The sequence below is a fragment of the Thermoclostridium caenicola genome (genome assembly GCF_900142095.1).
Taxonomy (GTDB): domain Bacteria; phylum Bacillota; class Clostridia; order DSM-8532; family DSM-8532; genus Thermoclostridium_A; species Thermoclostridium_A caenicola.
Genome location: NZ_FQZP01000030.1, coordinates 26,437 through 32,904 on the forward strand (window position 1 = coordinate 26,437; position 6,468 = coordinate 32,904).

Annotated in this window: 8 protein-coding genes; 3 read left to right on the forward strand and 5 right to left on the reverse strand. The window is 48.5% G+C overall.

The genetic code is table 11. The annotated features are described in order from the left end of the window. Nucleotides 1-162: 162 nt before the first annotated feature. Nucleotides 163-861: a RadC family protein gene (radC, locus tag F3H12_RS08600; protein ID WP_149678941.1), complete on the reverse strand. Its 699-nt coding sequence runs from the start codon at nucleotides 859-861 to the stop codon at nucleotides 163-165. Nucleotides 862-1,112: 251 nt separating this feature from the next. Here radC and F3H12_RS08605 point away from each other — a divergent pair, with 251 nt between their 5' ends. From F3H12_RS08605 to F3H12_RS08615, 3 genes are all read left to right on the forward strand, one after another. Next, the gene (locus tag F3H12_RS08605) at nucleotides 1,113-2,069 is read left to right on the forward strand and encodes a hypothetical protein (protein WP_149678942.1); all 957 of its coding nucleotides are present in this window, start codon (nucleotides 1,113-1,115) and stop codon (nucleotides 2,067-2,069) included. A gap of 14 nt (nucleotides 2,070-2,083) precedes the next feature. Next, nucleotides 2,084-2,311, forward strand: a complete 228-nt coding sequence (locus F3H12_RS08610) for a helix-turn-helix domain-containing protein (protein ID WP_149678943.1) — start codon at nucleotides 2,084-2,086, stop codon at nucleotides 2,309-2,311. A 140-nt stretch (nucleotides 2,312-2,451) separates the two neighbouring features. Continuing rightward, entirely contained in the window at nucleotides 2,452-3,351 is a 900-nt protein-coding gene (locus tag F3H12_RS08615; RefSeq protein WP_149678944.1) for a hypothetical protein, read from the forward strand. A 117-nt stretch (nucleotides 3,352-3,468) separates the two neighbouring features. Here F3H12_RS08615 and F3H12_RS08620 read toward each other — a convergent pair whose 3' ends face one another. From F3H12_RS08620 to F3H12_RS13345, 4 genes are all read right to left on the reverse strand, one after another. Further along, a complete protein-coding gene (locus tag F3H12_RS08620; RefSeq protein WP_207706816.1) occupies nucleotides 3,469-4,398 on the reverse strand; it encodes a foldase protein PrsA in 930 nt (309 codons plus the stop codon). 136 nt (nucleotides 4,399-4,534) lie between these two features. Beyond that, nucleotides 4,535-5,029 (reverse strand): CarD family transcriptional regulator, encoded by a 495-nt coding sequence (locus tag F3H12_RS08625; RefSeq protein ID WP_149678945.1) that lies wholly within the window; start codon nucleotides 5,027-5,029, stop codon nucleotides 4,535-4,537. A 224-nt stretch (nucleotides 5,030-5,253) separates the two neighbouring features. After that, nucleotides 5,254-6,165: a hypothetical protein gene (locus F3H12_RS08630; protein ID WP_149678946.1), complete on the reverse strand. Its 912-nt coding sequence runs from the start codon at nucleotides 6,163-6,165 to the stop codon at nucleotides 5,254-5,256. A 114-nt stretch (nucleotides 6,166-6,279) separates the two neighbouring features. Next, nucleotides 6,280-6,468 (reverse strand): hypothetical protein (locus F3H12_RS13345; protein ID WP_207706818.1); only part of this gene is annotated, 189 nt, incomplete at its 5' end.

Below are 6,468 nucleotides of genomic sequence, written 5' to 3' on the forward strand. Positions count from 1 at the left end.
TGTGATTTTGAGAGGCCGTCAGATTACACAAGAACCTGCTTGAGAGAACGTTTTCAGCGATCGCCCTTTTCGGGCGGAATGTTGCGACAGAATTTTCCTGAAAAATGTTACAACCGACGAAATCCATTGCATTATTTTTTCGTCAGTTTGCCCAATACGGAACTAGAATTGGTGCGCGATGGACTCAATGAGCCCCTGCTCGGCAAAGCTGGTGTAGTTTTGACCGGCCACAATGATGTGGTCAACCACATTGATGGAGATGGACTTCAGTGCCGCATAGATCTTTTTGGTTACTTCTATGTCTGCAACCGAAGGCTTCAGGCTCCCGCCGGGATGGTTATGGGCCAGGATGACGCTGCTGGCTTTATGCCGCAGGGCTGTTTCCACAATCAGTCTGGGATAGACCGGCGCTTCGTTGATGGTTCCCTCGTGAACCAGGGCGGCATGGTTAACCCTGTTCTGGGAATCAAGGCAGATGGCAAAGAAAGCCTCGTAGATCCTGCCCGCAAACAGGGTCATGGCGTATTCCCCGGCCTTGAAGGAGGAATTGAGCACCGGCCTCTCCCCCCATTTCCCGTTCATGTAACGCCGTGCCAGCGGCACGCAGAGAGAGATGAGGGTGGCCGTATTGAGACTGACCTTGCAGCGCCTTGCGATATCCCTGGGATGGGCTTCCAGAAGGTCATGGAGCGTACCGTATTCCTTAAGCATCTTGTGGGCCAGCGCGTTGGTATCCCGCTGCCTGACGCAGTAATAGAGCAAAAGCTCCAGGATCTCATGGTCCTTGAAGCTGTCCAGCCCTTCTTCCATAAAGCGTTCCCGGACGCGTTCCCTGTGGCCTGCGTGAATGTTCTTTTCCATGGTTCCTACCTCACTTTTTGGTTCTGCCTGAGTTCAGGCATCACCCTGCATGACCCTCGCTATCTGATTATGTTTATTATGCCAAAATTTTACTGATATTAGCTTATCATATATCCTTACATCCCCGCAAGCGTTCAAACAGCCATGCAGTAAAATTTTGCTGGTAGAATCAAGAAATAATTATTGAAAAACAATAATTACCATGCTATGATGAAAGAAAAATTATTGTTTTACAATAATCGAGGGAGATTATGAAACGAACCATGTTACTCTTTTTCCTGTCATGCGAAGCGATCCTCTGCTTGCTGGCGGCCTTTTTCCGGGAGTTCATTCCCGGCGTATTCACATCCATGATGGCCTTTCCCTTCGAGCAGATCGCGCTGGGCTTAAGAGCCCTTTCCCTGTCCGGACAACTCGGCAACGCCATGGCCATTCTCATCTATGCTGTTTTCTGCCTTTTACCGGTAACGCTGTTGCCCATTATAAGGAGAAAGCGCAGGCTGGTCCTGGAAGACGCGCTGCTGCCCCTGTTGAGCCTGGTGCTCTTTGCCGTGGTTTACCTCATGATCAACCCCGGCTTCATCCGAACCCCGGCCAGTATTGCCGCTGTTAAATCCTTTCTGGGTACGGTAGCATGGTCGGTGATCGCAAAATACTTCCTTCTGCGCGTTTTGCGCCTGTTCTATACCGCAGATGTCCCAAGACTCCAGAAGTACATGACCGTCCTGCTCCACGGCCTTGCTGTCCTTTTCGTATCAATTGCCTTCGGCGTTTGCTTTGGCGATTTCCTGAATGCCATCGGAGCGCTTCGCGCCGGAAACACCGGGAGCGAGGACGGTCTTTGGGTCAGTTATATTTTCCTCGGACTCCAGTATCTTGTTAACGCTTTACCCTATGTCCTTGACGCATGGGTGGTGTTTGCCGGGATAAGGCTCTTGACGGAGCTTCAGGCCAACCGTTATTCCCAGGCCGCGGTGGATGCGGCGCAAAACCTCTCGCAGCGGTGTTGCAAGGCCCTTATCATTATTGTGGTCACAAGCGTGGGTTTCAACCTGCTTCAACTGGCCTTTGTGAACAGCCTCAGGGTGATCAGCGCCACAGTACAGGTACCCATTCCGTCCATTGCCTTCCTGCTGGCCGTACTTCTCCTGGCGCAATACATCGGGGAAAATAAGCAGCTTAAGGAAGACAACGACTTGATCGTCTGAGGAGGCTTGGACAGATGGCCATTAGGGTACACCTGGAAGAGGTACTGAAGAAAAAGGGCATGACATCAAAAGAGCTGTGCGCGCTAATCGGCATCACCGAGGCAAACCTTTCCATCCTGCGCAGCGGAAAAGCCAGGGGCATTCGGTTCAGCACCATGAACAAGATTTGCTACTATCTTGGCTGCGATGTGGGAGATATCCTGAAATTCGACGGAAACCTGGAGGATAAGGACGATGAATAGAAAAGCGATTGCATTGCTGTTTGCCTTTTTTACATGCTTTTTTGCTTCGGGCTGCCAGCTCGCCCGGGAGGATTTGGCAGAAACGTTGCCAAACGGTATACACTCCCCCTGCTCCGGGCTGCCAGCTCGCCCGGGAGGATTTGGCAGAAACCCGGGGCAGCGACCGGCTGATCGGGGTGTTCATCACCAGGGAGCACCTGGACCTTTTCGATATGGAACGGTACCTCAATGATAATATCCATAAGATTGCAAAAGGCGGTTCAATCGCCATCGATGGTGATATCAGCAAGTATGAGGGACGCCTTTATGCTGAAATTGTCACGCGCACGCTTACAAACCCGGAAACAGGTAAATCGTTTGAAATCACGGAGTTCTCCTTTGAAGGCATTGACGGCATTCCCTATTTTTGTGCGACCAAACCACCCAATGGCTATGAAAACGATTTTACCATAAACGGTTCCGATGAGGCCATCAGTGATGGTTTCTCCAGGACTCTCTTTAATGATGAGGAAGACAGGATTGAACTTGAAGGCACTATCTATTTTTGGGCATTCCGCAACAGCCGCACATCCTTTTTTATGAATCCGATATACCAGGGCCAGGATGGCAGGATATACGTTGTTTCAAATACAGGAACCATACTGGCAGGTGACCAAAGCGAAGGTACGGCTTTTACCCAAACCATTGAGTCTACCACAACCGTCACCGAGAACGAAAAAAGCAAAACGCATCATGCCTTAATCAGGATGTCCTTTGTCGCGGTTAATCCGCCAAGACAAGTCATCGTCCTGCAAATGGATGAGGACAGCAATATCCTGTCCCGGGAAGCGTACACACCAGGCCAGATGCCGGGTACGATGACACCGGAAAGCAATGCGGCCTACCTCATCGTTGAAACTCATAAGCAGGACCAGGATGGAAACCGTGTTGTATCCCGCGCTTTGTATGATGAAAGCCACAAGCATCTGGAAACCTTATATTGCAGACCCGACGGCATTTGCGTCAAGCAGTTTACTGAGCTGAACTGGAACAGGCCCTGACAGCCAAGCCTAAGGATATGAAAAGGCATGACCCGAAAGTCATGCCTTTTTTCACTGCTCCTTGCCCCGCTCCTTCCCCGGAGCGCAAGGTCTTATGTTCAATAGCCTTTTAACCGGTTATTTGGCAAGGGTATTGACCACGTTGTATTCCGTTTTCTTTTCATTAAGCCAGGTTGCATATTCCGTGTTGAGCTTCTGTCCTTTGAGGATCTCCTTGATCTCTTCCCGGCTGTCTTCCAGATTGGCCGCTTTGGCTTCCTTACGATCGGTTACCTTGATGATATGGTAGCCAAATTTGGTCTTAACCGGATCGCTGATTTCGCCGACCTTCATGGAGAAGGCCGCTTCTTCAAACTCTTCCACCATTTCTCCCCTGCCGAAGTACCCAAGTTCTCCGCCATACTGGGCGTTACCGGTGTCCTTGGAATACTCTGCAGCAAGCTGTGCAAAGTCTGCGCCTTCATCCAGCTTCCGCTTTACTTCTTTTGCTGTTTCCTCTTCATACACAAGGATATGGCTTGCTTCCACCTGCTCGGGCTGGTCGAAGTACGATTTATTCGCCTCAAAGTATGCCACAATCTCTTCCTCGGTGGCGGTCAGCCTGGGCTCAAGCAGCTTCATCACCTTCAGATAGGACAGGACATCCTCTTTCAAATCTTCCAGCGTAAGGCCCTGCATCGCCAGGTACGTGTTGACGTAATCCACACCGCCGTAGGATTCGATCACTTCGTTCATTTCTTTCTGGAGTTCTTCATCGGTGACGGTGATATTGGCCTTCTTCAGTTCCATGTCCACGATCTTTTCGGCGATCAGGGAATCCAGCACCGATTCGCCATAATACTCCACAAGCTTGTTGTAGAGTTCTTCCTTGGTAATCTTCTCTCCGCCTACCTTGGCCACTACTTCACCTGAGCCGAAACCTATGAGCAACACCGCTGCGATTGCGATGACCGCGATAATACCAACCACCATGTAGACCAGGCCCTTGCCGGAAGTCTTCGAGGCGGCTGCGTCCATTTTTTCGTTATCCATTCTCTCAGTATCCATCTTTTTCTCCTTGTTCCCAATAGATTATCCCGCCTGCAGAAAGCCAATGTCAGGATTTCTGAAAGCATAAGACTTTCCTATTATACAGCAAAATTATGATCAAAATATGAATATTTCAAAAAAAGATCAACCCATGTTAAGAAACAAGCTCCATGATGTATGAGCTCACTTCTTCGGGCGGGATGCTCAGGGCAACGGCAAACTCCTCGTACAGGTTTTTCTCCGCAATTTTCATGATCTCTTCATCGGCCTTGGTGAGCTTCTTTCCGATGGCTTTTTTCTCCTGCTCCTTCATATGAATGGTCTTGATCAGCTTTACCCAATTCCTGCTGTCGCCGGTTTTCAGCACAGCCTTAAACATCTCTTTTCTCTGTCTGTCATTATCAATCCAGATGGTTTCCTGCTCATGCATGGATTCGATGAGCGAAAGCACTTCTTCTTTGCTGAGAACTTTTCTCATCAAGGTTTTGTTGTTATCGACGGGTGTCTTGATGGTCAGGTTATTGCCGTAGACGGGTTTAAGAATATAATACTGTGTTTCCGATCCGCTGATATCCTGTTCTCGCCTGATGTCAACAACCTTGTACACGCCCATCGCGTTGTAGATCACACAATCGTCGATCTGGAACATAATATCCTCCCCCGGCTCGGTATTATGTTGGAAAAGAAAAGAGACACGGCACCGGAAAAGCTTTTATACCGGCACCATATCTCATTGTACTACAAATGGCATTTTTTCTGTTATGTGCGATTTAACAAGATTTAACTGTCCCATCCCCGAATTTTTTTGCGTATTGTTTGTCCCGTTGGACACTCAACGGAAACTGCCGTCCGATAAATCGCATCAGGCCTTTATTACTCCAGTTGAACAAGCTCCACAATGAGTTCATCGGACAGTTTGAAGCCTCCGGTTGCCGGATCGAATTCCAGGGGTGAACGTAAGTCGCCGAGATAACTGGCATGCATGGGCAAAATGGGTATGCCGCCTGAAACAACCAGGCACTGCCTTTCCAGATCGACTTCAAATGAATAGTGGCCGGTGAAGCTTTCAGGATCATAGAAATATTGCGAGATATCATTATCATCTCCTGACAACCCTGTGTAGCCAAAATGGACATTGCCTTTGAAATCCTTGACCTTGCATTTGAGATAATTGCTTTTCACGATCTCCACGGGCTCAACCGTAATACGGGAGCCGAGTTCCTTGAGAATCTTGCTTTCATCGAGCGCATATTCACGGAATGTTTCCAGATCAAAGACATCGCAGGTGCTTTCCCATACGCCGGTACCGCCAGCGCCATGCGTAATAATCAGTTCATCCTTCCCGTCATTGGTCACATCCAGTACATCAAAGGCCGTGGAGGCCGGGGTTCCTCCCAGCACAAGCATCATACGATATTCCATGGACTTTCCGTTATGATAGATCACGGCATTCTCCCGTGTTTTATCAACCAGTATCCTGACATCCTTTTCTTCGTTCAAAAGCTGGTAATAGGGCTCCTCGTCAATCCATTCCTCCGAAATGATGAATTCGCCGAAAAAGGCGTACTCATTGTACCTTTCAAACTGGTCATAGAACTCAAGATGTTCGATAGCTTCATCCGGACTCTCCACGCCTTCGGGCATGGTCTCCCAGGACGATTCATTGAGGTTCAGGATCAGCTTCTGCTCTGACGGTTGTGCAACTTCCTTGCTTGGTTCGCTTGAGGAACAGCCCGAAGCAATGAATAACCCGAAAACAAGCACAAAAGCCATGCATTTCTTCATGTTGGATGACCCCCGCAAAATGTCTCTTGGCAAATCATAATTTGCAGAATTCGACTTTTATATTGTATACCGTATGTGACTTGTTTGCAAAATCAGAAATATGGGGTGCGACTTTTAAATGCTTAATTTCGTTTTTTCCGCTCGACGACAACTGGTAGTACAAGCGCTTTTATCCATAAAAATAAGGTGAAGGACTCCTTCCTTCACCCCAGATTGTCGAAAAACAGGCATTTTCACGTGGGTGAGAATGCCTGTTTTCTTTGAAATATCAAAAATATAGCCCAAAATCGATAAAATAAAGGG

Excerpts from the sequence above, each read along its gene's own strand:
- radC (WP_149678941.1), bottom strand. The coding sequence starts at position 861 with ATGGAAAAGAACATTCACGCAGGCCACAGGGAACGCGTCCGGGAACGC.
- F3H12_RS08605 (WP_149678942.1), top strand. The coding sequence starts at position 1,113 with ATGAAACGAACCATGTTACTCTTTTTCCTGTCATGCGAAGCGATCCTC.
- F3H12_RS08610 (WP_149678943.1), top strand. The coding sequence starts at position 2,084 with ATGGCCATTAGGGTACACCTGGAAGAGGTACTGAAGAAAAAGGGCATG.
- F3H12_RS08620 (WP_207706816.1), bottom strand. The coding sequence starts at position 4,398 with ATGGATACTGAGAGAATGGATAACGAAAAAATGGACGCAGCCGCCTCG.
- F3H12_RS08625 (WP_149678945.1), bottom strand. The coding sequence starts at position 5,029 with ATGTTCCAGATCGACGATTGTGTGATCTACAACGCGATGGGCGTGTAC.
- F3H12_RS08630 (WP_149678946.1), bottom strand. The coding sequence starts at position 6,165 with ATGAAGAAATGCATGGCTTTTGTGCTTGTTTTCGGGTTATTCATTGCT.